The 26,854-nt window shown below is 69.9% G+C and carries 28 protein-coding genes; 12 read left to right on the top strand and 16 right to left on the bottom strand.

Annotation, left to right across the window (positions count from 1 at the left end):
* Window positions 1-177: 177 nt before the first annotated feature.
* The 5 genes from F7R91_RS38560 to F7R91_RS38540 form a co-directional block, all read right to left on the bottom strand.
* On the bottom strand, window positions 178-423 hold the full coding sequence (locus F7R91_RS38560; protein ID WP_150958088.1) for a DUF2283 domain-containing protein: 246 nt from the start codon (window positions 421-423) through the stop codon (window positions 178-180).
* Between the two features lie 67 nt (window positions 424-490).
* Window positions 491-1,255 carry a transposase family protein gene (locus F7R91_RS38555; protein ID WP_150958095.1) on the bottom strand — a complete coding sequence of 255 codons (765 nt, stop codon included), beginning with the start codon at window positions 1,253-1,255 and terminating at the stop codon, window positions 491-493.
* A gap of 86 nt (window positions 1,256-1,341) precedes the next feature.
* Window positions 1,342-1,542 carry a hypothetical protein gene (locus F7R91_RS38550; protein ID WP_150958086.1) on the bottom strand — a complete coding sequence of 67 codons (201 nt, stop codon included), beginning with the start codon at window positions 1,540-1,542 and terminating at the stop codon, window positions 1,342-1,344.
* Window positions 1,543-1,813: 271 nt separating this feature from the next.
* Window positions 1,814-2,035, bottom strand: a complete 222-nt coding sequence (locus F7R91_RS38545) for a DUF397 domain-containing protein (RefSeq protein WP_150958084.1) — start codon at window positions 2,033-2,035, stop codon at window positions 1,814-1,816.
* A complete protein-coding gene (locus F7R91_RS38540) occupies window positions 2,032-2,859 on the bottom strand; it encodes a helix-turn-helix domain-containing protein (protein WP_225321045.1) in 828 nt (275 codons plus the stop codon). Before F7R91_RS38540 ends, F7R91_RS38545 begins: the two co-directional genes overlap by 4 nt.
* Window positions 2,860-3,042: 183 nt before the next feature.
* Between F7R91_RS38540 and F7R91_RS38535 the strand changes: the two genes are divergently transcribed.
* Together F7R91_RS38535 and F7R91_RS38530 are read left to right on the top strand one after the other, a co-directional pair.
* Window positions 3,043-3,381, top strand: a complete 339-nt coding sequence (locus tag F7R91_RS38535; protein WP_191971832.1) for a hypothetical protein — start codon at window positions 3,043-3,045, stop codon at window positions 3,379-3,381.
* The gene (locus F7R91_RS38530) at window positions 3,378-3,692 is read left to right on the top strand and encodes a phospholipase D-like domain-containing protein (RefSeq protein WP_225321044.1); all 315 of its coding nucleotides are present in this window, start codon (window positions 3,378-3,380) and stop codon (window positions 3,690-3,692) included. Before F7R91_RS38535 ends, F7R91_RS38530 begins: the two co-directional genes overlap by 4 nt.
* 62 nt (window positions 3,693-3,754) lie before the next feature.
* Here F7R91_RS38530 and F7R91_RS38525 read toward each other — a convergent pair whose 3' ends face one another.
* Together F7R91_RS38525 and F7R91_RS38520 are read right to left on the bottom strand one after the other, a co-directional pair.
* Complete coding sequence (locus F7R91_RS38525; protein ID WP_150958081.1) at window positions 3,755-4,969, bottom strand: LmeA family phospholipid-binding protein; 1,215 nt, start codon at window positions 4,967-4,969, stop codon at window positions 3,755-3,757.
* 81 nt (window positions 4,970-5,050) lie between these two features.
* Window positions 5,051-6,865 carry a bifunctional metallophosphatase/5'-nucleotidase gene (locus F7R91_RS38520; RefSeq protein WP_150958079.1) on the bottom strand — a complete coding sequence of 605 codons (1,815 nt, stop codon included), beginning with the start codon at window positions 6,863-6,865 and terminating at the stop codon, window positions 5,051-5,053.
* A gap of 168 nt (window positions 6,866-7,033) precedes the next feature.
* Here F7R91_RS38520 and mshD point away from each other — a divergent pair, with 168 nt between their 5' ends.
* Window positions 7,034-7,960 carry a mycothiol synthase gene (mshD, locus tag F7R91_RS38515; protein ID WP_150958077.1) on the top strand — a complete coding sequence of 309 codons (927 nt, stop codon included), beginning with the start codon at window positions 7,034-7,036 and terminating at the stop codon, window positions 7,958-7,960.
* A gap of 65 nt (window positions 7,961-8,025) precedes the next feature.
* Here mshD and F7R91_RS38510 read toward each other — a convergent pair whose 3' ends face one another.
* From F7R91_RS38510 to F7R91_RS38490, 5 genes are read right to left on the bottom strand one after another with little or no spacing between them, the layout of a single operon-like run.
* Window positions 8,026-8,694: an ABC transporter gene (locus tag F7R91_RS38510; protein ID WP_225321043.1), complete on the bottom strand. Its 669-nt coding sequence runs from the start codon at window positions 8,692-8,694 to the stop codon at window positions 8,026-8,028.
* Window positions 8,682-10,202, bottom strand: a complete 1,521-nt coding sequence (locus F7R91_RS38505) for an ABC transporter permease (RefSeq protein WP_150958075.1) — start codon at window positions 10,200-10,202, stop codon at window positions 8,682-8,684. The genes F7R91_RS38510 and F7R91_RS38505 overlap by 13 nt, the downstream gene beginning before the upstream one ends.
* The gene (locus F7R91_RS38500) at window positions 10,199-11,059 is read right to left on the bottom strand and encodes an ABC transporter ATP-binding protein (protein WP_150958073.1); all 861 of its coding nucleotides are present in this window, start codon (window positions 11,057-11,059) and stop codon (window positions 10,199-10,201) included. The genes F7R91_RS38505 and F7R91_RS38500 overlap by 4 nt, the downstream gene beginning before the upstream one ends.
* Window positions 11,056-11,886: a cupin domain-containing protein gene (locus F7R91_RS38495; protein WP_150958071.1), complete on the bottom strand. Its 831-nt coding sequence runs from the start codon at window positions 11,884-11,886 to the stop codon at window positions 11,056-11,058. Before F7R91_RS38495 ends, F7R91_RS38500 begins: the two co-directional genes overlap by 4 nt.
* Entirely contained in the window at window positions 11,883-12,425 is a 543-nt protein-coding gene (locus F7R91_RS38490; RefSeq protein ID WP_150958069.1) for an RNA polymerase sigma factor, read from the bottom strand. Before F7R91_RS38490 ends, F7R91_RS38495 begins: the two co-directional genes overlap by 4 nt.
* Before the next feature lie 657 nt (window positions 12,426-13,082).
* On the opposite strand from F7R91_RS38490, the gene F7R91_RS38485 reads away from it, so the two are divergent.
* The 7 genes from F7R91_RS38485 to pstB all read left to right on the top strand — a co-directional run bounded on the left by F7R91_RS38485 (window position 13,083) and on the right by pstB (window position 21,216).
* Window positions 13,083-15,314 carry an RNA degradosome polyphosphate kinase gene (locus F7R91_RS38485; RefSeq protein ID WP_191971830.1) on the top strand — a complete coding sequence of 744 codons (2,232 nt, stop codon included), beginning with the start codon at window positions 13,083-13,085 and terminating at the stop codon, window positions 15,312-15,314.
* Complete coding sequence (locus F7R91_RS38480) at window positions 15,295-16,380, top strand: CHAD domain-containing protein (RefSeq protein WP_150958065.1); 1,086 nt, start codon at window positions 15,295-15,297, stop codon at window positions 16,378-16,380. The genes F7R91_RS38485 and F7R91_RS38480 overlap by 20 nt, the downstream gene beginning before the upstream one ends.
* 45 nt (window positions 16,381-16,425) lie before the next feature.
* Window positions 16,426-16,848, top strand: coding sequence for an NUDIX hydrolase (locus F7R91_RS38475; RefSeq protein ID WP_150958062.1), 423 nt, complete (start codon window positions 16,426-16,428; stop codon window positions 16,846-16,848).
* A 221-nt stretch (window positions 16,849-17,069) separates the two neighbouring features.
* Window positions 17,070-18,197, top strand: a complete 1,128-nt coding sequence (gene pstS, locus F7R91_RS38470) for a phosphate ABC transporter substrate-binding protein PstS (RefSeq protein ID WP_150958060.1) — start codon at window positions 17,070-17,072, stop codon at window positions 18,195-18,197.
* Window positions 18,198-18,328: 131 nt separating this feature from the next.
* Window positions 18,329-19,336, top strand: coding sequence for a phosphate ABC transporter permease subunit PstC (gene pstC, locus F7R91_RS38465; RefSeq protein WP_150958058.1), 1,008 nt, complete (start codon window positions 18,329-18,331; stop codon window positions 19,334-19,336).
* Complete coding sequence (gene pstA / locus F7R91_RS38460) at window positions 19,333-20,391, top strand: phosphate ABC transporter permease PstA (protein WP_150958056.1); 1,059 nt, start codon at window positions 19,333-19,335, stop codon at window positions 20,389-20,391. Before pstC ends, pstA begins: the two co-directional genes overlap by 4 nt.
* A 48-nt stretch (window positions 20,392-20,439) precedes the next feature.
* The gene (gene pstB, locus F7R91_RS38455) at window positions 20,440-21,216 is read left to right on the top strand and encodes a phosphate ABC transporter ATP-binding protein PstB (RefSeq protein ID WP_150958054.1); all 777 of its coding nucleotides are present in this window, start codon (window positions 20,440-20,442) and stop codon (window positions 21,214-21,216) included.
* Between the two features lie 118 nt (window positions 21,217-21,334).
* On the opposite strand, the gene F7R91_RS38450 is transcribed toward pstB, so the two are convergent.
* Both F7R91_RS38450 and F7R91_RS38445 read right to left on the bottom strand, forming a co-directional pair.
* Complete coding sequence (locus tag F7R91_RS38450; RefSeq protein WP_150958052.1) at window positions 21,335-22,333, bottom strand: inorganic phosphate transporter; 999 nt, start codon at window positions 22,331-22,333, stop codon at window positions 21,335-21,337.
* 7 nt (window positions 22,334-22,340) lie between these two features.
* Window positions 22,341-22,961: a DUF47 domain-containing protein gene (locus tag F7R91_RS38445; RefSeq protein ID WP_150958050.1), complete on the bottom strand. Its 621-nt coding sequence runs from the start codon at window positions 22,959-22,961 to the stop codon at window positions 22,341-22,343.
* 224 nt (window positions 22,962-23,185) lie between these two features.
* On the opposite strand from F7R91_RS38445, the gene F7R91_RS38440 reads away from it, so the two are divergent.
* The gene (locus F7R91_RS38440) at window positions 23,186-23,554 is read left to right on the top strand and encodes a metal-sensitive transcriptional regulator (protein ID WP_150958048.1); all 369 of its coding nucleotides are present in this window, start codon (window positions 23,186-23,188) and stop codon (window positions 23,552-23,554) included.
* 49 nt (window positions 23,555-23,603) lie between these two features.
* On the opposite strand, the gene F7R91_RS42375 is transcribed toward F7R91_RS38440, so the two are convergent.
* Window positions 23,604-23,780: a hypothetical protein gene (locus F7R91_RS42375; protein ID WP_191971829.1), complete on the bottom strand. Its 177-nt coding sequence runs from the start codon at window positions 23,778-23,780 to the stop codon at window positions 23,604-23,606.
* Window positions 23,781-23,879: 99 nt separating this feature from the next.
* The gene (locus F7R91_RS38435; RefSeq protein ID WP_150958046.1) at window positions 23,880-24,722 is read right to left on the bottom strand and encodes a hypothetical protein; all 843 of its coding nucleotides are present in this window, start codon (window positions 24,720-24,722) and stop codon (window positions 23,880-23,882) included.
* Window positions 24,723-25,283: 561 nt separating this feature from the next.
* Here F7R91_RS38435 and F7R91_RS38430 point away from each other — a divergent pair.
* Window positions 25,284-26,840, top strand: coding sequence for an FAD-binding oxidoreductase (locus F7R91_RS38430; RefSeq protein WP_150958044.1), 1,557 nt, complete (start codon window positions 25,284-25,286; stop codon window positions 26,838-26,840).
* Window positions 26,841-26,854 lie beyond the last annotated feature (14 nt).

Genomic DNA, 26,854 nt, shown 5'->3' with positions numbered 1-26,854 from the left:
GAACGGCGCCACAGAGCACTCAACCCGCGCACAGAAGCCAACCACCCACCGGCCAGAAGCCGTTACGCGCCCCGGATTCTCATCCCGCCACGGTGCCGGCGCACAGCGCCGTCATGGGTACTTTTCCAACCTTCCTACGGGGCCGTAGGCGGCTGCGACTTGTGCGGTCGAACCGCCTCATGAGCCTTCGGTGTCATCACGCTCCGCTGAGTCGAGTAGGTACTTTGGCAGCTTCGAACTGGCCGCCAGCACCTCGATACCGATGAGGCGGCCCTGCTCATCGAAGTCGAGGTTGATCACGCCGCCGACCTCTACCGGATCACAGGGATACATGCGTGCCGCCTTCGCGCGGGCTTGTGGATCTATGAAGTACACATACGCGGCATCCGCCGTCTTGTCGTAGGTGACTCTGACGTCCGCCATGGTCAGCGCGCTCCTTTGATGCGGTTGAGATCGGCCTTACCCACAGCTTCGCTGTGCCGTCCCAGCCTCATGCTGGGGTAGCGAGCTGCAAGGCCAGGACGGCCTTGACGATGTCGGTGATGCGGTTTGTGCTGCAACGGAGTTTGCGTAGGAGGCGCCAGGACTTGATGGTGGCCATGGCCTGTTCGCCGAGGGCTCGGATCTTGGCGTGGGAGCGGTTGACCGCCTGCTGGCCGACGGACAGTTTGTCCCAGCGGCCGCGGTAGGGCACGCGCACGGTGCGGTCGGCTCCTTGGTAGGCCTTGTCCGCCCAGCACGGAACGCCGGCCGCGGTCAAGGCGTCGATGACGCCGTGGGTGCGGGCGGCCTTGATGTCGTGTACCGCGCCGGGCAGTGCCGGTGACGCCCAGATCAGACGACCGAACGGATCGGTGATGACCTGCACGTTCATCCCGTGCTTCTTGTGCTTGCCCGAGTAGAAGGGCCGGTCGGCGGCGATCCGGTCGATCGGTAGCAGCGTGCCGTCCAGGATCACGAACGCCTTGGTAGCCGCGACGGTCATAGCTTCGTGGAGGCTCGGCGCGAGTACGGCCAGGACCTCAACGACTTCGCTGACATAGCGGTGGGCGGTGGCCAGGCCAACGCCGAACCCCGCCGCGAGCTGCGCGAAGGTGTGACCGCATCGGAGATGGGCCAAGGGCTGCAGCGCCTGACGGGCGCAGGTCAACCGCCTCCAGCGCGTTCCGATCCGGCGGCGGTGAGCAGCCAGTTCGCGCCTCACCAGCCGCAAGGTGGAAATGGACAGATCCAACCCGGACGGGTAGACAAGCACGCGAAGCTCCTGGCGGAGAAGGTTGATCTTGGTCGACAACCCATCTACCAGGAGCTTCGCCGTTCTGCCACCCCAAGCTGCCTCCCTCACAAGGAGGTTGGAAAAGCCTCATAGCTGTCCAGGCTCACCAGCTTGCCGGAAAGGAACTCCGTCACCTCACCCGTAAATGGCTCTCCTCGGTAGAGGAGGCGCTGCGCCTCGTCCATCTCTATTTCCGGGTCATCAATATCGATTCGATGAGCGGCAGTCATAAAGGGATCCAGTTCCCATCGCTCGGAGGAAGCCATTGAAACGTCGGGGCTCAGGTTCTCCGTGGCCTGGGCGATCCTGGGTATGGCGTGGCCAGTTACTTTGACCGCGGCCCAATCGGGTCGACGGCCTCGCTCTTTGCGACCGTGGCAGCAGCCTTGGGCCGCAGTCTCGGCTTCCCTGCCGAGGCGGCCTTGAGCGCGCCTACGCCCAAGGTGAGCCTGCCTGGCGCTCTGATCCGCACGACATTGACGGTCACGGACGTGTGACCCTTAGTGATGGCGTCATCAATTCGAGATCGGCCCGGGTCTACCCGAGCATGCTCGCATCCGCCTCGCCCTTGACCCGCTCCACGAACGCGGACCAGGAAGCGGCGGAGAAGACCAGCGGGCGGGTCGCCGGGGTCTTGCTGTCCCGGACAGGGATGAGGCCGGGGTAGCCGTCGGCGACCTCGACGCAGTTGTTGTCCCCTCCGTCGCTGTAGGACGACTTGCGCCAGGCGGCGGTACCGAGGTCGGGAATGTGCTTCATGATCTGTGCTCCTTCAGTGCGTCCTTGATGAACGTCAGCGAGTCCGACGGGCACAGCGCCAGATCCCGGAGCCGATCGTAGGACAAACGATGGCGCGTGACGTCCTCTGGACGGTCCATCAGCAGACCACTGCTGTCCCCTTCCGTGTAGGCGACAGCACTTCCGTCCTTCTGCCAGAGCAGGGTCAACGAGCCTTTCCCCATGAGGGCGTGGACCCCGGCAGAGAACGGCAATACTTGGACTACGACGTTCGACCAGTTCGCGACGGCCTCGAGGTGCAGCAACTGATCTTCCCAGGTTGTGGCGCTGGCCGAGGTGCGACGGAACGCGAGTTCATCGATCACGAAACGGACGCTGGGCGCCGGGTCCTTGCGCAGCAGCAGCTGCCGCCCCAGGCGCGCGGCCACTTGTTCCTCGACCGCCTCAACGCCCTGGTCCGTTGTCTGGGGCTCAGACAACACTTCGCGGGCAAACTGCTCGGTCTGCAACAGCCCAGGCACGTTCGGTGCGTACTTGTGCATGATCCGTGCCATTGCCTCCAGCCGCATGAACTCCTTGTACTTGTCTTTGAAGGCGTCGTGCCGCGCCAACTTCCAGTGGCTGACCAGCAGGCCGGAGCACCCGAAATACCCATCCAGGTCCTCCATCACCGTCACCTTCGACAGCCGCTCCCCCGACTCCAGCCGACTCAGATAGCTCTTGTCGTACCCGGTTTCGTCAGCCAACTGCCCCAGCGATTTCCCCGCCTTCTCCCGGAGCACCTTCAGCGTCTGCCCCAGTACAGCCCGCCCCGAGACTGGTTGCCCGTCAACAGGTTCGCCCACGTCACCCCTCCCCGTTGCCTGGCGCCCCAGGCAACACCAACCCCCTTCCGCAGCGTACGCCGCACCTGTGACGATCAGGGCACGAACGGTAATCACCGCTCGTCACATCCCTGCCACGACAAACCCCCGCGGCCGATGCAGCTCGGCCCGGGGGCGTGGCCGACGCTTTCAAGGAGCGCCGACATGCGCGAACGTACCGCCGCGTTCATCGAATCGCTACTGCTCGCACTGGTGCGGGCACTGCTGCCCGCCCGGGGCCGACACCGAGCCGTCCCGCCCCAACCGCCGGTGACTGCACCATTGGCCGCAGCCCCCGTTTCGCCCGTACGTCGTCCTGGCCGCCCCCTGGACGACGTATGGCCCTTTGAGCACAACGCCCCTCTCGTGCGCCCTTACCTCCTCACCCCGGATGAGCGCCACGAACGGAAACGGCAACGCCAACGCCGCCGCGCCCTCTGGCTCGCCGCCCACGGCATTGATGTCGGCCCGCGCCGTATCCACGGAATGGAGGTGTCCGCGTGAGCACCGCCGGAGAACCGCCGGCACCGGACATCAGGCTCCGCCTTCTGCCCTGGACCACCCCCGAGGGAAAGCCCTGCTACCTCAGCACGGACAGCGATCACAGCAGGCTCTCCCTGGTCGCCGACGATGTGGAGGCTGCCCAACTCCACTCCGGCGAACAGGTACTCGCCGGGGCCCGAGCCGTCCTCGCCGACGCCAAGGCAGGTGAACTCGCCGTGCGCTTCGCTCTCACCCGGGCCGTGGAGTCGCTGGGCGACATCCTTCGTATCGCGGTCAGCCGAGGCGCTCGCATCCATGCCAACCAGCGGTGACAGACAACACGGCGAAAGTTCACATCCGGTGGAGCCCCTCGTCGGGGCCCCGCCTGCCCGCCTCAGCCCCCCACCCCCAACCCCCTCCCCTCGATCCGCACCCTGATCCCGTCCTTCTCCACCCGTACGTCCCGCAGCCGCAGTTGCCCGCGTTGCGGCTTCGGGAGGCTGAAGCCGAGGGACAGGCGGTCGGTGAGGACGGGGCGGGTGAGGCGGGGGAGGGTGTTCAGCAGGGCGGGGTCGAGGCCGAGGCGCCCCAGCAGTTCCGGGTGTTGCAGAGCGAGGTCGATGAGGTTGAGGCTCATGGCCCGGCGGACGAAGTGTGGTGTGCCCGTCAGACGCGACAGTGCCGCGTCGGAGCGCAGCGCCTCATGCACCAGAGAGTCGGACACACCCAGCCGGCGTACCACCGAGGGAACCGCCAGTAGTGCCTTCGCCTTGCTCGTCTCATGGGCCAGGCGTCTGGCGGAGCCGGGAGTCAGGTGCAGGCCCTCCGAGGCCCGGACCCCCGGCCGGTAGGTCGCCAAGTCCCCTATGTCCAGGCGCATTCCGCCGATCTGGGTGGAAATGCCGTGGCCGCTGTCGCGGCGGATGCGGGCGTCGGCCCGCAGGCGAAGGTCGTGTCCCGCCACCGGGAGCGTGCCACGGGCCAGCACCCGGTCGGTGCCATGACCCGTGAACGTCACCTGGGATGCGCCGAGTTCGCGGTTCAGGTCGTCGAAGGAGAGGAGAACTTCGCCGTCGAGGCGGGGGATCCGTGCGCTGCGTAAGTCGGTCGGTCCGTCGGTCTCCAGCCGTACGCCGTGCGCGGTCGCCGTCACCTGCGCCAGCGAGACCCGGTCGGCCGCCACGTCCGGGACGGTCACCTTCACCGACTCCAGGCGGCCGTCGGCGAGTTGGGTGAGGAAGGGGAAGCCGCCGATCTCCACCTCGGGTGCCGCGCTCAGCTTCAGCTTGTCCTCGAGGGCGTCCGCGGCCCGGTGCTCGGCGTACAGGAGTGCCCAGCGGTCGGCGAGGGTCAGGAGGGCGGCGAGGGCGGCGAGTCCGACTGCGACCTTCATCGCGAGCGGCAGGCCCGCGAACCGGCTGCGCCGACGGCGCCGGCTGCCTCGGCGATGGTTGGGCGGGGCCCAGGGTTCGTCCTGGGCCGCCGGCCCTTCCGGCACGTCAGGCGTGTCGTCGTGGAGGAACTCCTCCAGCGGACCGTCGGCCAGACTGCCGAGTTCGTCGTATGGATTTGGATAAGGATGCGCCGTTATGTGGTGGGGGGAACGCATCGATCCATCCGATCATGCGTACGCCCCCCACCCGCAACCTCTTCCCGAGGTATGCGATCTACCTCACGATCACTTCCGGCCCTACTGCACGACCGTGATCCGGCCGGTGGCCGGCGGCGCGAGCGGGTTCGTGGCCGAGGAGTTGGCGGTCAGGTACTGCTCCAGGGCCGTCAGGTCGTCGGTGCCGACCAGGTCGTCCGTGCCCAGGGCCAGCGTCGGGAAGCCGTCGCCGCCGCCCGCGAGGAAGCTGTTGGTCGCGACGCGGTAGGTGGCGGACGGGTCGATCGCGGTGCCGTTGAGCTTGACGGAGTCGGCGACCACGCGGTCGGCGCCCGTCTTCGTCAGGTCCAGGGTGTACGTCAGACCCGAGGAGGGCTGGAGGATCTTCGGGGCGGCCGCGTTCGGGCCGCTGACCTGCTCCTTGAGCACCTGGATCAGCTGGGCGCCCGTGAAGTTCTGCAGGTTCACGGTGTTGGCGAACGGCTGCACGGTGAAGCCCTCGGCATAGGTCACCACGCCGTCGCCCTCGCTGCCCTTGGCCGCGTAGGTCAGTCCGGCCCGGACGCCGCCCGGGTTCATCAGCGCGAGGTCGGTCTCCGGGTCGAGCGACTTGCCGTACGCGAACTGAGCGTCGGCGATCAGGTCGCCCATCGGGGACTCGGTGCCGGTGTTCGGGATGTCGGCGGAGATATAGCCGATGGGACGGTTGCCGATGGGCGCGGCGAGCGTGTTCCACTTGCTGATCAGCTCGGTCATGTCGGTGGCCTTGGGGACCGTCCGGGTGACCACGTGGTTCGCCGACTGCACGGCCGTACGGACGATGTCACCCGTCCAACGGTCGTAGGTGAGCGTGGTGTCCGTGTAGAGGCGGCCGAAGGACGCGGCCGAGGTGACCATGCGGGGCTTGCCCGACGGGTCGGGGACCGTGCAGGCGTACGCGGTGTGGGTGTGGCCCGTCACCAGCGCGTCCACCGAGGGCGAGATGTTCTTGGCGATGTCGACGATCGGGCCGGAGATGCCGGCGCCGGCGCCCGGGGAGTCGCAGTTGTAGTTGTACGACGACGATGCCGGGAAGCCGCCCTCGTGGATCAGGGCGACGATCGACTTCACGCCCTGCCGCTGGAGCACCTTGGCGTACTTGTTGATCGTCTCGACCTCGTCCTTGAAGGTGAGGCCCTTGACGCCGTCCGCGGAGACGATGTCGGGCGTGCCTTCCAGGGTGATGCCGATGAAGCCGACCTTGACGTCGCGCTTCTTCCACACCCAGTACGGCTTGAGGATCGGCCTGGCGGTCTTCTCGTTCAGGACGTTCGCCGCGAGGTAGGGGAAGTCCGCCCCCTTGAACTCCTCGTCCGTGGAGCAGCCGGCGGTCGGGTGGCAGCCGCCGTTCTGCAGGCGGGCCAGTTCCTGCGCGCCCTCGTCGAACTCGTGGTTGCCGACGGAGGTGACATCGAGGTCGAGCTTGTTCAGCGTCTCGATGGTGGGCTCGTCGTGGAAGAGGCCGGAGATCAGCGGGGAGGCGCCGACCATGTCGCCGCCGGCCGCGGTGATGGAGTACGGGTTGCCCTTGCGGGCCTCGCGCAGATGCGTGGCGAGGTACTCCACACCGCCCGCGTCGATGGTCTTCGTCGTGCCGTCCGCCTGGAGCTCGGTGACCCGGCCGGAGGAACCGGACGGCGGCTCCAGGTTGCCGTGCAGGTCGTTGAAGGAGAGGAGCTGGACGTCCTGGTAACGGCTCGGGAAGTGACCGCCGCCCGGGTACCGGTCGCTCGCGGACGCCGTCCCCGGCACCGCCGCGGCCAGCGCGCCGAGGGTGGCGAGACCGGCGGCTGCGGCGAGGAGTCGGTACGTACGGCGTCTGCGGCGGTCGTGCTGCTGCTGGGAGTTGGCTGGCATGCGCCCCCCTGTTTCGGCTGAGATTCGTGGTCCCGTCCGGCGCAGCCTAGAGTCAACGCGCGTAGCGCGACAGGGGGTTTGTGGTTACATCCTGGTTTACCTTTGGCCCGCCCACTTGCCCTCCCCTGTGCCGCCACTTTGCGGCGTGCGCCCCTTACTCTCGTACGCATGACCAGCGACGACACCGCACGGCCGGGCAGCTCCCGCTCCATCGAGACCCATTCCGCGCTCTCGCCCGAGCAGACCGAGGCGGTGCTCGGGCTGCTCGCGGAGGCCGCGCGGGTCGACGGCCAGCAGGCGGTGTCCGAACAGGGCCGGCTCCAGCTGCGCGGCGGTGAGCGCGAAGGGGTGTCCCATCTGCTGCTGACGGCGGGCGGGGAACTGGTCGGATACGCACAGCTGGAGGACACGGATCCGGTCGAGGCGCCGGCCGCCGAACTGGTCGTCCACCCCTCGCACCGCGGGCACGGGCACGGGCGGGCGCTCGGTTCGGCGCTGCTCGCCGCCTCCGGGAAGCGGCTGCGGGTGTGGGCGCACGGCGGGCACTCGGCCGCGCGGCACCTCGCCCAGGTCCTCGGGCTCACCCTGTTCAGGGAACTGCGGCAGATGCGGCGGTCGTTGACCGACCTCGACCTGTCCGAGCCGGTTCTTCCCGCGGGTGTGACCGTCCGCACCTTCGTCCCCGGTGCCGACGACGCGGCCTGGCTCGCCGTCAACGCCGCCGCCTTCGCCCACCACCCCGAGCAGGGGTCGCTCACCCAGCGGGACCTCGACGACCGCAAGGCCGAGCCGTGGTTCGATCCGGCGGGCTTCTTCCTCGCGTTCCGGGGTGACGAACTGGCCGGATTCCACTGGACCAAGGTCCACGCCGAGGAACGGCTGGGCGAGGTGTACGTCCTCGGGGTGCGGCCGGGGGCGCAGGGCGGGGGACTGGGCAAGGCCCTCACGACGGTGGGCCTGCGGCACTTGGCGGGGCAGGGGGTGCCGACCGCGATGCTGTATGTCGACGCCGACAACAAGGCGGCGGTCGCCGTTTATGAGCGGCTGGGGTTCGTCACGTACGAAACGGATCTGATGTACCGGACGGAGACGTGAGGCCGTTCCGACCGAAGGCGATGCGGGGCTGTACCCCAGCCCCTTCGGCCTGAACGGCCTCGTCCTCAGGCGCCGGACGGGACGGGACGTACCCGGCGCCTCAACGGCTCGGGTCCGCAGACTCCCCACACCAGCACGGCCATGGCCAGCACCATCGCCCACCGGTCGTGCGACGCCGCCCACCCCTCGTCCTTCATGTACACGAACATCGCCCACCGGTCCGGCACCAGCACCATCGTGAGCGCGGCCGTGAGGAGCAGGCCGGCCGCCACCGCCGTGCCCGGCTCCGCCTCCTGTGCGAACCGCAGTGCCGTGGCGGACGCGGCCAGGGTCAGGACTAGCGTCGCGGCCGCTTCCAGAGTGATGTCGCCGGTCGGGGGCCGCACTTCCGCCGGGACCAGGAGCAGCGCGGCCGTCCACCACAGCGCGGCGACCGGGGCGACCAGGGCCACCCGCAGTGCCTGGCGGGCCGGCCGCGGGGTCGGTACCGCCGCCGTGGTGTGCCGGGCGGGGTCGTCCAGCAGGAACGCCAGGCTCAGCGCGAAGGCCAGGGCTGCGGCCCGCAGCAGGTTGAGCGCGTAAAAGTCGTCGTTGAGTCCGTCGACCATGCGCGGCATCCCGGCGAGCAGCAGTCCCAGGGCACCGCCCGCCGCCAGCGCCCGCCACGGCACCGTGCGGCAGACCGGCGGCGTCAGCGCCCGCCACACCGCCGGCACCCCGCTCAGCCGTCGCACTTGTCCGCACCCTTCGGCACGGCGACCCCGAGCAGCTGCGCCGCCCGGCCGGTCGTCACCTTCGGGTCGGTCAGCTCGGCCCAGCGGGCCTTCACCTTCGCCGCGACCGCGTCCCGCGGCTGCTCCAGCAGCTGTCGCACGACCTCCGTCTGACCGGCCGTCATGGACAGGGATTCCGTGGGCGCGAGGACGGTCGCCGATCCGGTCACGCTGTCGTCGAGGCGAACCCGGCGCAGGGCGGCCACCGGGTCGGACTCCCAGGCGAGCGCCGTCCACATGACCGTCACCATCCGGCCGTCGCACATCTCGCCGACCGCCTTCTCGTTCCCCGCGATCAGCACGGAGGCGACGCCGACGGAGAACTCGGGGACGCGGTTGCCGCCCCACGCGGTACCGACGGTGACCTGGTGCGGTGTGGAGAGCGGGAAGACCGCCGCGTCGCTGTCGAGGCCGTAGCGGGCCTCGATTCGCTGGCGTACGAGAAGTTGCTGCCCCTTCGCGGTGCCCCCGGAGAGGGACTGGACGTGGTCCACGACCCCCGCCCAGGTGGCGACCCGGGGTGTCCACTCGGGGAAGGCGCAGTACGTCGACCTGCCGCGCTCGACGCAGGTCTGCTCCTTCTCCGGCGTGACCGAGGCCCGTACACGCGCCGCAGCCGTCTCATCGGAGAGTCCCGCGGCCTGGCCGACCCCGCCCACCACGGTCAGCGCGAGCGCCCCGGCGAGAGCCGTGCCGGCGACCCCCTTGCGGGCGCCGCCGATCAGCACCGCGAGCAGCGCCACCGACAGGGCGAGCCCGGCGAGGTACAGGGCGTGCCAGGCGGCGGGCCGGCCCAGCAGGTCGGACGGGAGGATGTTGGCGGAGGATTCGCCGACCACCGGGTACAGCCACCTCGTCCAGTCGTCGGAGAGGGCCGGGCTCGCGCCGAAGACGAACAGGAAGAGGAAGAAGACGACCATCAGCGGTACCGCGACGGCCGACGGCGCCAGCCGGGCGACAAGCACCCCGATCGCGCCGAACAGCAGTACCGAGAGCGGTCCCACGAGCAGCTCGCCGGGCGAACCGGTGCCGATCGCGCCGGGCTTGAGCGCCTCCCAGGTGAACTGGACCGCGACGCACGCCGCGACGACCGCCGTGGCCGGCAGGACCGACAGGACGTGTGCCGCCGTACGCCGTCCCGGCTGGAGCACGAGCACCGCGAAGTGCCGTTCCGTGTCCCGCCGTCTGGAGCGCAACACCGACTGGTTCACGCACACCATCACCGCGAGGGCGACCAGCAGGGGCGCGCCCTGGGTGCTGCGGTCGGCGTCCTGGAGCGCCGGAAAGCCGTCGAAGGAGTCCCGGGTGTGCCACACGATCCAGAAGGCGTACACCGCAAGGGCGAGGAGAACGGGGACGCGCAGCAGCAGCCTGCGCCCCTCGAAGCCGGCGAGGGCGACCACGGCCGCCCACGACTGCCTGGGCTGCGCCGACGTGACGGGCGGGGCCGCCTCCATGATCGCGGTCATACCGCCACCTCCGTGCCCGCGCCGTCGAGGGTGAGGAGATAGCCGTCCTCCAGGGTGGGCTCGAGGAGGTCGGCACCCGGTGGCGGGTCGCCCACGTTGCGGAAGGCGCCCAGGCCTGTGCGCCAGCCCGCCTTCGCGCCGGGGTCGCGTTCGGTGCTGCTCCACACCCGGCCGGCCGCACGTGCGGTCAGCTCGGCGGGGGTGCCGTCGAAACGGACGGCGCCGGCCGCCATGACCACGACGCGGTGGCAGAGCATCGCCACGTCCTCGGTCTGGTGCGTGGACAGCAGGACCGTACGGCCCTCACCGGCCCGGGCGATCAGCTCCCTGAAGCGCATGCGCTGTTCCGGGTCCAGACCGACGGTCGGCTCGTCGAGGACGAGGAAACCGGGGTCGCCGACGAGGGCGGCGGCCAGTGCGACCCGCTGCCGCATACCGCCGGACAGCTTCTTGATGCGCTTGCCGCGTACATCGGAGAGGTCGACCTCGTCGAGGACGCGCCGTACCTCCCGGTGCCGGGCGCCCCGGTCCGTGAGCTCCTTCAGGATCGCCACGTAGTCGACGAACTCGAAGGCGGTGAAGTCCGGGTGGAAGCCGGGCGTCTGCGGCAGATAGCCGAGCCGGCGCCGCACCTCCTGGCGCCCGCGCGCCGTCCCCGGGTCCTGGCCGAGCACGGTGAAGGCCCCCTGGTCGGCGGGCACGGCGGTGGCGAGCACCCGCAACAGGGTGGTCTTTCCGGCCCCGTTGGGCCCGAGCAGCCCGGTGACGCCCTGGGTGAGCCGCAGCGACACGTCGTCGAGGGCGCGGGTGCCTCCGTAGCGGAGACAGAGCCCGGAGGCGGAAACGGTCGGTGTCATGCGGCACTCCCGTTGAAGAGGTCGAAGCGGTCGCGTACGAGGAAGAGCAGTGCGGCGGCGAGCGCGGCGACGGCCGCGGCCACGCCCTGTCCGGCCGCGGTGAACGGTGCGAGGGTTCCGCCGTCGGCGCTCGCGTGCGCCGCCACCAGCAGCAGCGCCCAGCCCCCGCCGACGACGGAGGGCGCGAGAACCGGACCGAGCCGCGCACTCAGCGCGAGCCCGGTCGTGGTCAGGGCGAGCGCGGGCAGCAGCCAGGCCAGCGCGCGCAGCCCGTAGCCGGGCAGGGCGAGGGTGGCGAGCCCGTCGAGACCGAGCGAGGCCACGATCACGGCCACCGTGCGGATCATCAGCAGCCGGAAGCCGTGCATCGGTGAGACGACGGCCATTTCGTACGTCGGGTCGAGCGCGGGCCCGTACGACAGCGCGACCCCGGCGAGCGGCAGCAGCGGGGCGAGGGCGAGGAACAGCGTGGGCGAGGCGGTGGTCCGGCCCGCGTAGGCCGCGACGACGCTCATCATCAGCACCGCGACGACCGCGCCCAGCCAGGAGCCGCGCAGCGCCGGCGTGGCCGCGAGCAGCCGCGCGGTGTGACCGGCGACGCCGAGCCGCAGCAGCAGCCCCTCGAAGAACCCCGGGCGGGGCGCGTCGAGTTTCGCGTCCAGCCGCTCCCAGGCGGCGTCGAGGGCGACCGGGTCGCCGACCTCGGCGAGGACGGCCCGGCACCGCGCGCAAGCGGTGACATGGGTGTCGGCCGACCAGAGCACCGGGGGTGCCAGCTCGCCCCGCGCATAGGCCCGCAGGTCCTCCTCGGATACATGCCAGGTCATGCCAGCGCCTCCCGCAGTTGCTTACGGGCCCGCATCGCCCGCGTCTTGACCGTGCCCGGCGGTATCCCGAGCAGGACGGCCGCCTCGCGGGTGGTCAGCCCGTCGATGACCGTGGCCTGGAGCACCGCGCGCAGCTCCGGCGAGAGCCGGACCAGGGCACCGGCGAGGTCCCCGTGCTCAACCCCCGCGAGCACGCGTTCCTCCGCAGACGCCTCGTTGCGGTGCCGCAGCCGCGCCAGCGCCTGCCGCAGCCGGCCGCGGGCCCCGTCGCCGCGCAGCGCGTCGATCAGCCGCCGCGACCCGATCCGCCACAGCCACCCGGCCACGTCACCGTCCTCGCGGTAGCGGGCGCTCCCCCGCCACACCGCGAGGAACGTCTCCTGTACGACGTCGTCGACGATCCCGGCGTCGGCGCAGCGGCCGCGCAGCCGTGCGGTCAGCCATGGCGCGAACCGCCGGTACAGCTCCTCGAAGGCGCGCCGGTCACCGTCCGCCGCGATGGCCCGCAGCAGATCCCCGTCGCTTCGTGTTCCGCTCACGTCTCCTCATCGGACCGACCCCGCGGATCGGTTCACGCTTTCGCTCATGGCTTTCCGGCACGCGGTCGGGCCGCCCGGGCACGCCACCCGTGCCGATCGTGTCGCAGTGGACCATGACCCGAAGAACCGGGGACCACGACCCGATGAAGAGGATCCTCGCCGCCCGTCGTCCGGCGCACCCGGGTGGCGCTCGCCCCGACGTACGGGCAGGGCCCGCTGATCAGCGACGGCCGGGTCCGGCCGGCCGACGGGACCGGCGGCGCGTCACGGCACACCTCCGGGTGGTCGCCCCCGTACACACCGTGGTCGAGTTCCGCACCGCCGACTGCCGAAGTTCTACGCCGCCCACGTGACGATCCCGGGCAACTCGACCCCGCACGGCTCTCCGCCGGGTGATGGACGTACCGTCTGGGGAGACGGACGGACGGTCAGGGGATGTAGACGCTCCGGAGCCGCCCCCCGATATCCCGCACGCCATGTCTCCGTAACCAATGGTTCAGACGGGCTTGCGACGCTCGGCGAATGAAGCCCGCCGTGCCAGAGCCTTCGCCGCCGCCCGATGGGAATGCGGGGACCGGGGAAGTCCGCGCTGTCACAGCGCTCCCTCCCGCGCTGTCCGACGCGCCCATTTCTCTCGTGGCGCGGAACAATGGGTTCATGAGCCAGTCAGACGTCCAGGCACAGGTCCAGCACGCCCAGCCCTCCGTGGGCTCCATAGCCGCGCACCGGCCGCACACGGTGGCTGCCGCGGTCTCCGACCTGGAACCCGATATCGATGCGGACCTCGACGCATACGAGGAGACGCAGGTTGAAGGGGCCCAGTTGCCGCAGGGTCGTTTCCTCGACCGGGAACGCAGCTGGCTCGCGTTCAACGAGCGTGTCCTGGAGCTCGCCGAGGAACCGAACACGCCCCTTCTCGAACGGGCGAACTTCCTCGCGATCTTCGCCAGCAACCTGGACGAGTTCTTCATGGTCCGGGTCGCCGGTCTGAAGCGCCGTATCGCCACCGGCGTGGCGACCCGCTCCGCCTCCGGTCTGCAGCCGCGCGAAGTGCTCGAGATGATCTGGGCCCGCTCCCGCGAGCTCATGGCCCGGCACGCCGCCTGCTACCACGAGGACGTGGCCCCCGCCCTCGCGGAGGAGGGCATCCACCTGGTCCGCTGGGGCGAGCTGACCGAGAAGGAACAGGCCCGCCTGTTCACCCTCTTCCGGCACCAGATCTTCCCCGTGCTCACCCCGCTCGCGGTCGACCCCGCGCACCCCTTCCCCTATATCTCCGGTCTCTCGCTCAATCTCGCGGTCGTGGTGCGCAACCCGGTCACCGGCCACCGCCACTTCGCCCGTGTCAAGGTGCCGCCGCTGCTGTCCCGCTTCCTGGAGAGCTCCCCGGGCCGCTACGTCCCCATCGAGGACGTCATCGCCGCCCATCTGGAGGAGCTGTTCCCCGGCATGGAGGTGCTGGAGAGCCACGCCTTCCGGCTCACCCGCAACGAGGACCTGGAGGTCGAGGAGGACGACGCCGAGAACCTGCTCCAGGCCCTGGAGAAGGAACTCATGCGACGCCGCTTCGGGCCGCCGGTGCGTCTGGAGGTGGAGGAGTCGATCGACCGCGAGGTCCTCGACCTGCTGGTGCGGGAGCTGAAGATCAGCGAGGCCGAGGTGTACCCGCTGCCGGGTCCCCTGGACCTCACGGGCCTCTTCCGTATCCACAGCCTCGACCGCCCCGAGCTGAAGTACCGGAAGTTCATCGCCGGCACCCACCGCGATCTCGCCGAGGTCGAGTCGGCCTCCGCGCCCGACATCTTCGCGGCGCTGCGCAGCCGTGACGTGCTGCTGCACCACCCGTACGACTCCTTCTCCACCTCCGTGCAGGCGTTCCTGGAGCAGGCGGCCGGCGACCCGGACGTGCTGGCGATCAAGCAGACCCTGTACCGGACCTCCGGCGACTCCCCGATCGTCGACGCGCTGATCGACGCCGCCGAGTCCGGCAAGCAGGTCCTCGTCCTGGTGGAGATCAAGGCCCGCTTCGACGAGCACGCCAACATCAAGTGGGCGCGCAAGCTGGAGGAGGCCGGCTGCCATGTCGTCTACGGCCTGGTGGGCCTGAAGACCCACTGCAAGCTGTCCCTGGTGGTGCGCCAGGAAGGCGACACTCTGCGGCGCTACTGCCACGTCGGCACCGGCAACTACCACCCGAAGACGGCCCGCCTCTACGAGGACCTGGGCCTGCTGACGGCGGACCCGCAGGTCGGCGCCGACCTGTCCGACCTGTTCAACCGGCTCTCCGGCTACTCGCGCCGCGAGACCTACCGCCGCCTCCTCGTCGCCCCGAAGTCCCTGCGCGACGGCCTGGTCTCACGGATCAGCAAGGAGGCCCAGCACCACCGCGCCGGGCGTCCCGCCTTCATCCGCATCAAGGTCAACTCGATGGTGGACGAGGCGGTCGTCGACGCCCTGTACCGCGCGTCCCAGGCGGGCGTGCCGATCGACGTGTGGGTGCGCGGTATCTGCGCGCTGCGCCCCGGTGTCACGGGCCTGTCGGAGAACATCCGGGTCCGCTCGGTCCTCGGCCGCTTCCTCGAACACTCCCGGATCTTCGCCTTCGGCAACGGCGGCGAGCCCGAGGTGTGGATCGGCAGCGCCGACATGATGCACCGCAACCTCGACCGCCGTATCGAGGCCCTGGTCAGGGTCACCGACCCGGCCCACCGCGCGGCTCTGAACCGGCTCATGGAGACCGGCATGTCCGACACCACCCTGTCCTGGCACCTCGACCCGGACGGGGAGTGGACCCGGCATGCGACCGACGCGGACGGCCAGCCCCTGCGCAACATCCAGGAGATGCTCATAGACGCCCGGAGGCGCCGGCGTGGCACAGCAACACCTTGACCCGACGGACTCCACGGCCGGGCCCTCCCCCACCGGGGACGCCCTCGCGGGCTACCTGCGGGACCAGGCCACGGAGTTCCTCCGAGCGCTGCGGCTGCACCGCGAGACCGGCGGCGGTCCGCCGGGCGGCTCGGAGGAGTCCGTCGACGCGGCCCGCGCCCTGCGCCGCTCGGTCCGCCGCATCAGCGGCAGCCTGCACACGTTCCGGCCGCTGCTGGACTCCGACTGGTCGGAGTCCCTGCGCCCCGAACTCGCCTGGCTGTCGGGGACGTTGACGATGGAGCACGCCTATGGCGCGCGCCTGGAGCGGCTGCTGCTGGCACTGCACCGGCTGTCGGGGGCGACGGTGTTCCCGGCGCAGGCGGCGGGCACCGGGGCGGAGCGGCTGCCGGCAGCGCCCGCCGTCGCCGGCCCCTCGGGCCAGGTGCCAGCCCTGGAGCGCGCCCAACTCACCGTCGGCGCCGCGAAGGCGGGCGCGCTGCTCGAACGCCAGCTGACCCTGGCCCGGACCCGGGCCCACTCCACCGCCCTGCAGGCCCTCGGCTCCTCCCGCTTCCACGCGGTCGCCGACAAGATCGCCGTGCTGGCCAGCGAGGTCCCGCTCACTCCCACCGCGCCCGGCACCGATCTGCGTCCCCTCGCCGCCGCCGCCGAGGAGCGGCTGGCCGACGCCGTCGCCGCGCTCCCGCTGGTCGTCGCGGGCAGCCCGTACAACGCGGAGGCCCTGATCCACGGCCTGTCACCGGACCCGGCCCCGCACCCCCAGGACGCCCCCTGGCACCAGGTCCGTCTGCTGCTGCGCCTGCACCGCTACGCCCTGGAGGCCCAGAAGGGCGGCACAGGACCCGTGGACGTACGGCTGCTCACCGCGGGCCAGGCCCTCGACCGGCACCGGGACGCCTCGGAGGCCGCCGCCGCCGCGGCGTCCGCGGCCCGCACCCCGCGCATCGCCCCGGCGACGGCGTACGCGCTCGGTGTGCTCCACGCGGACCAGCGGCACGAGGTCGAGGCGGCGAGGTTCGCGTTCCAGCAGGCGTGGCAGAAGCAGACGGTGGGCACACCGTGATACGGAACCCCGGCACTCCCTGACCAAGGAGGCGGTGACCCACCCGTGACCCAGGGCAACGACACCATCGTCCAGGCGGCGGGCTGCGTGCTGTGGCGCCGCTCCCCGGTCCACGGAGAGCTGGAGATCTGTCTCGTGCACCGGCCGAAATACGACGACTGGTCGCATCCCAAGGGGAAGCTGAAGCGGGGCGAGGACCCGCTCGCGGGTGCGATCCGCGAGGTCGCGGAAGAGACGGGCTACACCGCGGCGCCCGGCGCCCGGCTGCCGACCATGCACTATCTGGCCAATGGCCGCCCCAAGCAGGTGCACTACTGGGCGGCCGAGGCGATTTCGGGTGGTTTCACCCCGAATGCCGAGGTGGACCGCATCCTCTGGCTCCCTCCCACGGCGGCCCGCAACCGCCTCACCCAGCCAAGGGACCGGACCCTCGTGGACGCCCTGTTAACGGCCCTGCACCTGGCATAGTCCGGGATCGCGTCGTGTCCTCGACGTAAGCGTTCCGTGACCTAACCACACCGACTACAGGGGTTCACCCGCCGTTCACTTTGGGCCATAGGCGGCTTCACCTGTTCTGCCTAATTTCGGCCTTACGCGGTGCGGCTTGCACCTCGGAATACGTGTCCGCAACACCCAGACTTCGCACGCCGCCGGTACAGGACGGCTGCTCCTGGAAGGAACTCCCTCAAGTGAAGCTTCAGCGCATGAACCGGCGGGCCCTCACCCTCGGTGCTCTCGCCGTCTCCGGCGCCCTGGCCCTCACGGCGTGCGGCTCCGACGACACGGGCAACAGCGGCAACAGCAGCGCCTCCGCCACGACGGGCGCCAGCTCGATCAAGTGCGACGACGCCAAGGGCCAGCTCCTCGCCGACGGCTCCTCCGCGCAGAAGAACGCCATCGACGCCTGGGTCAAGCAGTTCACCGCTGCCTGCAAGGGCGTCCAGATCAACTACAAGGGCGGCGGCTCCGGCGCCGGTGTCACGGCGTTCACGCAGGGCCAGGTCGCCTTCGCCGGCTCGGACTCCGCGCTCAAGCCGGAAGAGGTCACCGCCTCCAAGTCGGTCTGCTCCGGCGGTCAGGGCGTCGACCTGCCGATGGTCGGCGGCCCCATCGCCGTCGGTTACAACGTGGCCGGCGTCGACAACCTGGTCCTGGACGCCTCGACCGTCGCCAAGATCTTCAACAACCAGATCACCAACTGGAACGACGAGGCCATCAAGAAGCTGAACCCCGACGCGAAGCTTCCCGACCTCAAGATCCAGGCGTTCCACCGCTCGGACGAGTCCGGCACCACGGACAACTTCACCAAGTACCTGATCGCCACTGCCAAGAAGGACTTCCCCTACGAGGGCGGCAAGGCCTGGCAGGCCAAGGGCGGCCAGTCCGCGTCCGGTTCCTCCGGTGTGGCCCAGCAGGTCAAGGAGACCAACGGCGCCATCGGCTACTTCGAGCTGTCCTACGTCGGTGACGGCGTCAACGCCGCCAGCATCGACACCGGCGCCAGCGCCCCGGTCGAGGCCACCGTCGACAACGCCACCAAGGCGATCGCGGACGCCAAGGTCGTCGGCACCGGCCAGGACCTCGCGCTGGAGCTGAACTACGCCACCAAGGCCGAGGGCGCCTACCCGATGGTCCTCGTCACCTACGAGATCGTCTGCGACAAGGGCAACAAGGCCGACACCCTGCCCGCCACGAAGGCGTTCCTGCGCTACATCGCCTCCGAAGAGGGTCAGCAGATCCTCGCGGACGCCAAGTACGCGCCGATCCCCGCCGACATCATCGCCAAGGTCCGCACCACCATCGAGGGCCTGAGCTGATCCGAGTGCGGTCCGGTTCCCCCAGGGACCGGACCGCACCGTCCGGTGCACCGCCGCCAGGAGCCGCCGCAGACCGCGGACGGCTCCGCTGGGCCGTACAGCGCGTACGGCTCCGCAGACCGGAGAACCCGATGGACATATCCACGAAGAACACAGAAGCTCCTCCCCCCGCTCCCCAGCCCGCCGTGGCCCAGCACAAGCGTGCGGCCCGCGGCTCCACCCGACCCGGTGACCGGATCTTCCTCGGTCTCTCCCGCGGGTCGGGCATCTTCCTGCTGGTGATCATGGCCGCCATCGCGGTCTTCCTCACCTATCGCGCGTCCCTCGCGATCAGCAAGGACGAGGCCAACTTCCTCACCGCCTTCGAGTGGAACGCCACCGCCGTCCCGCCCAGGTTCGGCATCGCCGTCCTCGCGTTCGGCACGGTCGTCTCCTCGATCATCGCCATGGTCCTCGCGGTTCCGATCGCGGTCGCCATCGCGCTGTTCCTCACGCACTACGCCCCGCGCAGGCTGAGCGGTCCCATCGCCTATGTGATCGACCTGCTCGCCGCCGTGCCGTCCATCGTGTACGGCCTGTGGGGCGCCCTGATCCTCGTACCGCACATGAACGGCCTCTTCGGCTGGCTGAACAACTACTTCGGCTGGACCGGCATTCTCTCCTGGGAGGGCGGCGCCCCCCGCTCGATGCTCACGGTCGGCATCCTGCTCGCGATCATGATCCTGCCGATCGTCACCAACGTGAGCCGCGAGGTGTTCCGCCAGGTCCCGCAGATGCACGAGGAGGCGGCCCTGGCGCTCGGCGCCACCCGCTGGGAAGTGGTCCGCATGGCGGTCCTGCCCTTCGGCCGCTCCGGTGTGATCTCCGCCTCGATGCTCGGCCTCGGCCGCGCGCTCGGCGAGACGATGGCCGTGGCCACCGTGCTCTCCCCGACCTTCGACATCCAGGCGAGCCTGCTCAACCCGGGCGGCGGAACCTTCGCCCAGAACATCGCCAGCAAGTTCGGTGAGGCCACCGAGCAGGGCCGGGACGCGCTGATCGCCTCCGGTCTCGTCCTGTTCGTCATCACCCTGCTGGTCAACGGCGCGGCCCGCGCGATCATCGCCCGCCGCAAGGAGTACTCGGGGGCCAACGCATGAGCCACGCGATCACCGACAAGCGCCCCAGCACGCTGCGCGGCGCCAGCCTGCCCAAGTGGTCCCCGTACGCCTTCGCCGCCTGCTCCGTCGCCGTCGCGATCGGCATCGGTGTGGCCGCCGGCCTCAGCAGCAAGATCCAGTGGGGTCTGATCGCCGCGGTCCTGTTCGTCGTCATCACGTACGGCGTCGCCGCCCGCGTCGAGGGCCGCCGCCAGGCCAAGGACCGCATCGCGACCTCGTTCGTCTGGGTCGCCTTCCTGATCGCCCTGGTGCCGCTGGTCTCCCTGGTCTGGGTGACCGTCTCCCGCGGTGTGAAGGTCCTCGACGTCTACTTCCTGACCCACTCGATGGGTGTGGTCGCCGACTCCGAGCCCGGCGGCGGCATCTACGCCGCGATCCTCGGCAGCCTGGAGCAGGTCGCCCTCGCCACGCTGATCGCGGCACCCATCGGTGTGCTCACCGCGATCTACCTCGTGGAGTACGGGCGGGGCAGCCTCGCCCGGGCCATCACGTTCTTCGTCGACGTGATGACCGGTATCCCGTCGATCGTCGCCGGTCTGTTCATCCTCAGCCTCATGCTGATCTTCGAGATGCAGCCCTTCGGCTTCGCCGGCTCCCTGGCGCTGGCCATCCTGATGATGCCGATCGTCGTCCGCTCCACCGAGGAGATGCTCAAGCTCGTGCCGAACGAGCTGCGCGAGGCCTCCCTGGCGCTCGGCGTGCCGAAGTGGCGCACCATCCTGAAGGTGGTCCTGCCGACTTCCCTCGGCGGCATCACCACCGGCATCATGCTGGCCATCGCCCGTATCGCGGGCGAGACCGCACCGGTGCTGCTGCTGGTGTGGGGCAACCCGTTCATCAACGCCAACCCCTTCGAGGGTGCGCAGGCGTCGCTGCCGCTGTACATCTACCAGCAGTACGCGAACAGCTCGGGCTCGGGCGCGGCCTACGACCGTGCCTGGGCGGCGTCGCTGACGCTGATCGCCTTCGTGATGATCCTGAACCTGGTGGCCCGCGGCATCGCCCGCTGGAAGGCCCCGAAGACCGGTCGCTAGCGCGCGGCCACTCAGCGACCGATCTGAATTTCTGGAAGTGACGTAATCATGGCCAAGCGAATCGACGTAAGCGGGCTCACCGCCTACTACGGCTCCCACAAGGCGATCGAAGACATCTCGATGACCGTCGAGCCCCGCTCGGTGACGGCGTTCATCGGCCCCTCCGGCTGCGGCAAGTCGACGTTCCTGCGCACCCTCAACCGTATGCACGAGGTCACCTCCGGTGGCCGCGTCGAGGGCAAGGTGCTCCTGGACGACGAGGACCTCTACGGCGCCGGCGTAGACCCGGTGTCCGTCCGCCGCGAGGTCGGCATGGTGTTCCAGCGCCCGAACCCGTTCCCCACGATGTCGATCTTCGACAACGTGGCGGCGGGTCTGCGCCTCAACGGCAGCTACAAGAAGGGTGAGCTGTCGGACGTCGTCGAGAAGTCCCTCAAGGGCGCGAACCTCTGGAACGAGGTCAAGGACCGTCTGAACAAGCCCGGCTCGGGCCTGTCCGGCGGTCAGCAGCAGCGTCTGTGCATCGCGCGTGCGATCGCGGTGGAGCCGAAGGTCCTCCTCATGGACGAGCCCTGTTCCGCGCTGGACCCGATCTCCACCCTCGCCATCGAGGACCTGATCGGTGAGCTGAAGGAGCGCTTCACGATCGTCATCGTGACGCACAACATGCAGCAGGCCGCCCGTGTCTCCGACCGCACGGCCTTCTTCAACCTGGCGGCGGTCGGCCAGCCCGGCAAGCTGATCGAGATCGACGACACGGAGCGCATCTTCTCCAACCCGTCGGTCCAGGCGACGGAGGACTACATCTCCGGCCGGTTCGGCTGAGCCGACCCCGCCAAGAACCCCTCGCGGTGCTGCATGGCGGTGCCACCGCGAGGACGAAAAGGGCCCGCCCCTGACTCCCAGGGGCGGGCCCGTTCGTGTGCCTGTCGGCGGACGGCGCCTACAGGAACGCCAGGTTCACCACCCCGAACGCACACGCAGCCACCGCCGCAGCCGCCGGCATCGTGATGAACCACCCCAGCACGATGTTCTTGGCAACCCCCCACCGCACGGCATTGATCCGCTTCGTCGCCCCAACCCCCATGATCGCGGACGTGATGATATGCGTCGTGGAGATCGGCGCCTTGAACAGATACGCCGTGACGAACATGATCGACGCCCCCGTCGTCTCCGCGGCGAACCCCTGCGGCGGATCCAGCTCGATGATCTTCCGCCCCAGCGTCCGCATGATCCGCCAGCCACCCGCGTACGTACCGAGCGACAGCATCACCGCGCAGACGATCTTCACCCAGACCGGGATCGGATCGCCGTAGTCCTCGACATCGGCAATGACCAGCGCCATCACCACGATGCCCATCGTCTTCTGCGCGTCCTGCAGACCGTGCCCGAGCGCCATACCGGCCGCAGACACCGTCTGCGCTATCCGGAAACCGCGCTTGGTCTTGTGCGGGTTGGACCGGCGGAAGATCCACATGATCGCCGCCATCACCAGATAGCCGACGAGCAGACCGACCACCGGCGACACGAACATCGGGATGATGACCTTGTCCAGCACCCCGGACCAGTACACGGTCGTACCGCCGGCGAGCGCCGCCCCGACCATCCCGCCGAACAGCGCGTGCGAGGAGGACGAGGGCAGCCCGAAGTACCAGGTGATGAGGTTCCAGGTGATCGCCCCGACCAGCGCGGCGAAGAGGATGCCCATCCCCTTCGAGCCTTCGGGTGTCTGGATCAGGCCCTCGCTGACGGTCTTGGCGACCCCGGACCCCAGGAACGCACCGGCGAGGTTCATCACCGCCGCCATCGCCAGTGCCGCCTTCGGCGTCAGCGCACGCGTCGACACGGAGGTGGCGATCGCGTTCGCCGAGTCGTGGAAGCCGTTGGTGTACGTGAAGAAGAGCGCGACCCCGATGGTCACGACCAGAGCGAAGGTCTCCATGAAGGGGTCAGGACTCCTTGACGGCGATGGTCTCCACCGTGTTCGCCACGTGCTCGAACGCGTCCGCCGCTTCCTCCAGCACATCCACGATCTGCTTGAGCTTGAGCACCTCGATGGCGTCGTACTTGCCGTTGAAGAGGTGGGCCAGGAGCTTGCGGTGGATCTGGTCGGCCTGGTTCTCGAGGCGGTTGACCTCGATCCAGTACTCGGTGAGGTTGTCCATCGTCCGCAGGTGCGGCATGGCCTCGGCCGTCAGCTCGGCCGCCCGCGCCAGCACCTCGATCTGCTGCTCGACACCCTTGGGCAGCTCCTCGACGTTGTAGAGGACGACCAGGTCGACGGCCTCCTCCATGAAGTCCATGATGTCGTCGAGGGAGGACGCGAGGGAGTAGATGTCCTCACGGTCGAACGGCGTGATGAACGAGGAGTTGAGCTGGTGGAAGATCGCGTGTGTGGCGTCGTCACCTGCGTGTTCCGCGGCCCGCATACGCTCTGCGATCTCGGCCCGGCCGGCGGTGTCCGCCCCGAGCAGTTCCATCAGGAGCTTCGAGCCCGTGACGATGTTGTCCGCGGATGCGGCGAACATGTCGTAGAAGCTCGTCTCCCTGGGGGTCAGACGAAATCGCACAAGGGGTCCTCGGGGTACATCGGTTTCGGACAGGGTGATGCTAGGCGCATCATCCGGCCACGGCTAACGGGCCGTCCACCAGTGTCACCCATCGGACACTGTGATGAGCACGGGGGCCGACCGGTGGTCCAGTCCAGCCGCTGCGTAGGGCAACGACCACAGGCCGTATACCCGCCAAAGTTCGGTACGATATACCCAGTAGGGGTATATGTCTGGAGGACGCGATGACGACCACCGAGGCCGGCGCAGGAGCGCCCTCCGCAGCCGTCGAGGAAGCGGGCCCGGACGTGGTGACGGACCACGACCGCGGAGTGCACGGTTACCACAAACAGAAGGACGAACACCTCAAGCGGCTGCGCCGTATCGAGGGCCAGATCCGCGGGCTGCAGCGGATGGTCGAGGAGGACGTCTACTGCATCGACATACTGACCCAGGTGTCCGCCTCCACCAAGGCCCTGCAGTCCTTCGCCCTCCAGCTTCTGGAGGAACATCTGCGCCACTGCGTCGCCGACGCGGCCCTCAAGGGCGGCGACGAGATCGACGCGAAGGTGGAGGAGGCGACGAAGGCGATCGGCCGGCTGCTGAGGACATGAATTCGGCCACCCCGCACCAGGGCGGGGAGGAGAGGGGGCAGCCCCCGGCTCAACCGCCGGAGGCGCCTCGCTCTTCGGCCACTTTCAGCACCTCGTCGATGCTCTCCAGGCTGAGCCGGTCCTCGTCGGCGGCCGAGGCCGCGATGATCAGCTCTCCGCACAGCTCGATCTCGGCGAGGGCCACGTGGTCCTGAACCGCCGTACCGCCGACCGGAGCCACGTGCATCACCTCTTCTCTGCCGTCACCGACTTCCTAGAGTAGGGAGCGGCCTACACACCGCGCATGGCACGTAAGGGCTAGTTCTCGCCGACAGATACCCGCCGCTCACTCGGCGATCTTGCCCGCGTAGATGTCCCCGTCCTTCGGCAGCCGTACGTCCACGCGCGCCCCGAAGTCGTACAGCAGCAGCGTCGAGGCGACCGCGACCGGGCCCTTCCGCTGCCCGTTGACGAAGCTGAACCGATGCCGGATCTTGCGGATGCGCCCCTGGTCGTCGAGGTAGACGTCGAACGGAACCCGGGCGGTGGCGAACCCTTTCGCCGCCGCCTCCAGCGACTGCCGCACGCCCTTCGAGGCGCCCTTCGCCGCCACCGCGAGATCGGCGGTGCCGCGGTAGTGCCGCACCTCGGTCCCGCCGACCGCGGTGCTTCCCACATACGTCGCCGCCCGCGTCCCGCGCAGCACCTCGGCGGCCGTGTACGGGTCGGTGGCCCCGCCGGTCACCAGGTTCCCGTCCGACAGCGTGGCCGTGTCGACCCGCACCCATTTGTCGGCGGGCACGCCCGCGCCCCGGTTCTTCATGAACAGGGCGCCGGGAGCGAGGAGTTCGGTGATGTGCCGATGCTCACTCGTCCCCGCCGGGTCCTGCGGCAGCAGCACCTTCAGCCGCCCGAGCTGCCTTGTGTAGTCGTAGACGCCTTCGCCCCGAATGGTCACCCTTGTCCCACCGGTGGCCATCTCCATCGACGTACGCGCCTTTGAACTCCCGGCGTCCACGAGGGCGTCGGCGGCCCGGTGCAGCACCTGGACCGGATCGGCCGCGGCACGGGAATCCTCGGCGGCGGCCCCGCTGCCGGCGCATCCGCTCGCTCCGACACCGACACAGACCACGAGCCCCACGACGACCCCGCCGGCCACCCGCCGCTGCCGCTGCTGCCGCTCCGCCATCTCCTGCCTACCCCCAGCCGGTACGTCCGTCACGAGGCCCCCTGTCGTTCCGGTTAACGACCAGTAGGGAGGCCCGTCACGCGCATACCGGCCCTTTACCTGGCCTGGGTAACGTTGCCGGCGTGGCGCAGCAGGACGGGACCGGCCCGGGCGAGGAACCTACGGAACACCGCACGACGACGGTCGAACAGGGCCGCTTCTGCGTGGCCCACTGCACCTGCGGCTGGCGGGGCCCGGCCCGAAGAGCAAGAAGCCTGGCGAGAGCGGACGCGCAGGACCACACAGGACACTGACCCACCAGGCAACGCAAGCCGCGGGCAGCTGTGCCGCCGGGGCGGCACGGGTGGGCGCGGGCGGCACCCCGCCAGCGCCGGGCCGCGCGACTTACCGCCCAGCCCCAGCCCCGACGCCGGGTGCCGCTCACGCCCCCGCCCCCACGCCCTTGGCATCAGCGCCGCGCACCCTTCAGACTCGGCCCACGGCCACCGGCCCTTGGAACCCCCCACCCCGGGGACCCGTCTCGTTCCAAGAAAGCCGCAGGCCGACGGAAGGCACGGAGACATGGAACGGCGTACGTTCATCGGTGGCGGCACAGCCGCCATCACGGCCCTGGCGACAGCCGCCTGCAAGCCCGGCACCCCCGCCGACGCGACCGCCACGAACAACACCACCGGCCTCTCCGCCCGCTCCACCGCCGCCTCCGCCTCCGCCCCCGCCAACTGGACGGCCCTCGCCCGCGACCTGGACGGCGTACTCGTCCGCCCCGGCGACGCCAAGTGGGCAGCGGCCCGACAGCTCTACAACACCCGCTTCGACGCCCTGAAGCCCGCCGCGGTCGCCTACGTCGCCCACGCCGACGACATCCGCACCACCCTCGCCTACGCCCGCGCCCATCACATCCGCGTGGCGATCCGCAACGGCGGCCATTCCTACGGCGGCTGGTCCTCCGGCAACGGCCGACTGATCATCGACGTCTCGAAGCTCAACCGCGTCCGTTCCTCGGGCAGCTCCGCCGTCATCGGCGCCGGCGCCAAGCTGATCGACGTCTACCGCGCGCTGGCCGCGAAGGGCGTGACCATACCCGCCGGCTCGTGCCCGACGGTCGGCGTCTCCGGCCTGGTACTCGGCGGCGGCCACGGTGTGGTGTCCCGCGCGTACGGGCTGACCTGCGACAGCCTCACCCAGGCGACCCTGATCACGGCGGACGGCAAACAGCTCACCGCCAACGCCACGGAGAACAAGGACCTCTTCTGGGCCCTGCGCGGCGCGGGCAACGGCAACTTCGGCATCGTCACCGAGCTGCACTTCAGGACCCACCCCGCCCCGCAGGCCGTGACCGCCTATCTGAACTGGCCGTGGGCGAAGGCCGCCGCGGTGGTGAAGGCGTGGCAGGAGTGGGGCCCGGCCCAGCCGGACGAGATCTGGTCGTCCCTGCACCTGGCCAACTACGCCGGCGGGACGCCCACGGTGTCCGTCGCCGCCTTCTCCCTCGGCACCTACGGCGAACTCCAGAACGCGGTGGACCGCCTGGCCGCCAGGGTCGGCGCCGACGCGACCAGCGTGTCGCTGAGGCGCCGCGGCTACGAGGAGGCGATGGAGATCTACGCCGGCTGCTCCTCGTACACGAACGACGCCCAGTGCCATCTGCCCGGCACGACCCCCGGCCGCTCCCCGCAGGGCGCGCTGGGCCGGGAGACCTACGCGGCGAGGTCGGACTTCTTCGACCGCTCGCTGTCCGCGGCGGGCATCCAGTCTCTGCTCACGCAGATCAGGGGAGTGCGGGGCGGCTCGGGCAGCATCGCCCTCACGGCCCTCGGCGGCGCGGTCAACCGCGTCTCCCCCACGGCCACGGCCTTCGTCCACCGCCGCTCCCGCATGCTCGCCCAGTACATCGCGTCCTGGCGCGCGGGCACCACGGGCTCGACGGCCCAGTCGTGGCTGACGTCGGCGCACGACGCGATGAAGCCGCACACCTCCGGCGCGGCCTACCAGAACTACTCGGACCCGACCCTGAGGGACTGGCGGAAGGCGTACTACGGGGATGCGGCGGCCCGGCTGACGCGTCTGAAGAAGCAGTACGACCCGAATCGGGTCTTCACGTATCCGCAGGCGCTGTGAGGTGACGGCGGAGC

The organism is Streptomyces luteolifulvus (assembly GCF_008806595.1).
Classification (GTDB): domain Bacteria; phylum Actinomycetota; class Actinomycetes; order Streptomycetales; family Streptomycetaceae; genus Streptomyces; species Streptomyces luteolifulvus.
Note: the sequence above shows the minus strand (reverse complement) of the source record. Positions and strands in the feature narration are given on the sequence as shown.